The sequence below is a fragment of the Methylibium sp. genome (assembly GCF_031393925.1).
Taxonomy (GTDB): Bacteria; Pseudomonadota; Gammaproteobacteria; order Burkholderiales; family Burkholderiaceae_C; genus Methylibium.
Map to the genome: position 1 here is coordinate 1 of NZ_JANMWL010000241.1, position 1,549 is coordinate 1,549.

Genomic DNA, 1,549 nt, shown 5'->3' on the forward strand with positions numbered 1-1,549 from the left:
GCCGCGCGCCGTCGCGTGATGGGCGACGAGCACCCCGACACGCTGATCTCGATGAACAACCTGGCCGGCACGCTCCAGTCCCAGGGTGATCTGGCGGGCGCCCGTGCGCTTCAGGAACAAGTGCTCGCCGTGCGCCGTCGCGTGCTGGGCGAGGAGCACCCCGACACTTTGAACTCGATGAACAACCTGGCCATCATGCAGTGGCACTGTAACGAACGCAGCGAGGCCCTCGCACTGATGGGCCAAACCGTTGACACCTCAATGGCCAGGCTCGGCGCCGATCATCCAGCCACTCGCGCGAGGATGAACACCCTCGCCCAGATGCGCGCCGCCGTCGATGATTCCCCTGACCCAGCCATCCCCACCCCATGACTCCCCACGCCTTCATCGCCATGCCCTTCGGCGCCAAGCCCGGTGCCGACGGCCAGCTCATCGACTTCAACCGCATCTACGCCGAACTGCTCAAGCCCGCGCTTGAAGCGGCCGGCTGCGAAGTCTTCCGCGCCGACGATGAGCAGCGCGCCGGCGACATTCGCACCGACATGTTCCAGGAACTGCTGGTCGCCGACCTGGTGCTGGCCGACCTGACGCTGGACAACCCCAACGTCTGGTACGAGCTCGGCGTGCGCCATGCCTTGCGCGCGCGCGGCGTGATCCTGGTGCAGGGGCCGCGGCCTACGAATCCATTCGACATCTACACCGACCGCAAGCTGCGCTACCGGCTGAAAGACGGCGCGCCCGACCCGGCCTTCGTCGAAGCCGACCGCGCCATGCTGACCGCGATGGCGCGCGCCACACTTGACGCCGCGGCGCAGCGCAAGGTCAGCCCGGTCTACACCTTGCTGCCGCACCTGCGTGAGCCGCAATGGCGCCAACTGCTGCTCAAGGACGACAACGAATTCGGCGCCGCCTACGAACAATGGCATGGGCGCATGGAAGTGGCGCGGGCCAAGTGCCGCGCCGGCGACATCCTCGTGCTGGCCGGCGAAACGCCGACGCAGGCGCTGTGGCTGGAGGCCAAGCGCGACGCCGGCAACAGCCTGCTGAAACTGCGCCATTTCGCGTTCGCGCTTGAGCAGTTCGACGACGCGCTGCACGCCGACCCCGGCGACGGCGTCAGCCGCTGCAATCGCATCGTCTGCCTGGGCCGCCTAGGACGTCATGAAGAAGCCCACGAGGCCGCGCGCCAGTTAGCCGAGGATCGGCCAACCGACCCCGAGGCCTGGTCTCTGGCCGGGCGGGTCGAGAAAGACCGCTGGATGTCACGCTGGCGCAGCGAAGCCGCCACACCGGCGCAGTTGCGCGAGGCTGCGGGCTACGAGCTGGCCAGCTTGGAGGAAGCCATCACGCCCTACCACCAGGCTTTCATTGCCGACCCGTCGCACCACTACGCGGGAATCAATTCATTGACGCTGCAACTGCTGCTCAAGCACCTGGGCGGCGAGGTGCCGCAAACCGTTCTTGACAATCTGACGGGCGGCGTGCTGTGGGCGGCGCTGTCGGCGGCCAAGCGCGACCCGAAAGACTACTGGGCCAAGGCCAGCTTCGC

The 1,549-nt window shown here is 67.5% G+C and carries 2 protein-coding genes; both read left to right on the forward strand.

Translation table 11 applies throughout. The features are described 5' to 3' along the window. Positions 1-372 (forward strand): tetratricopeptide repeat protein (locus RMO12_RS12620; protein ID WP_309639559.1); only part of this gene is annotated, 372 nt, incomplete at its 5' end. Next, on the forward strand, positions 369-1,549 hold a 1,181-nt coding region (locus RMO12_RS12625; RefSeq protein WP_405029674.1), incomplete at its 3' end, for a tetratricopeptide repeat-containing protein. The genes RMO12_RS12620 and RMO12_RS12625, both read left to right, overlap by 4 nt.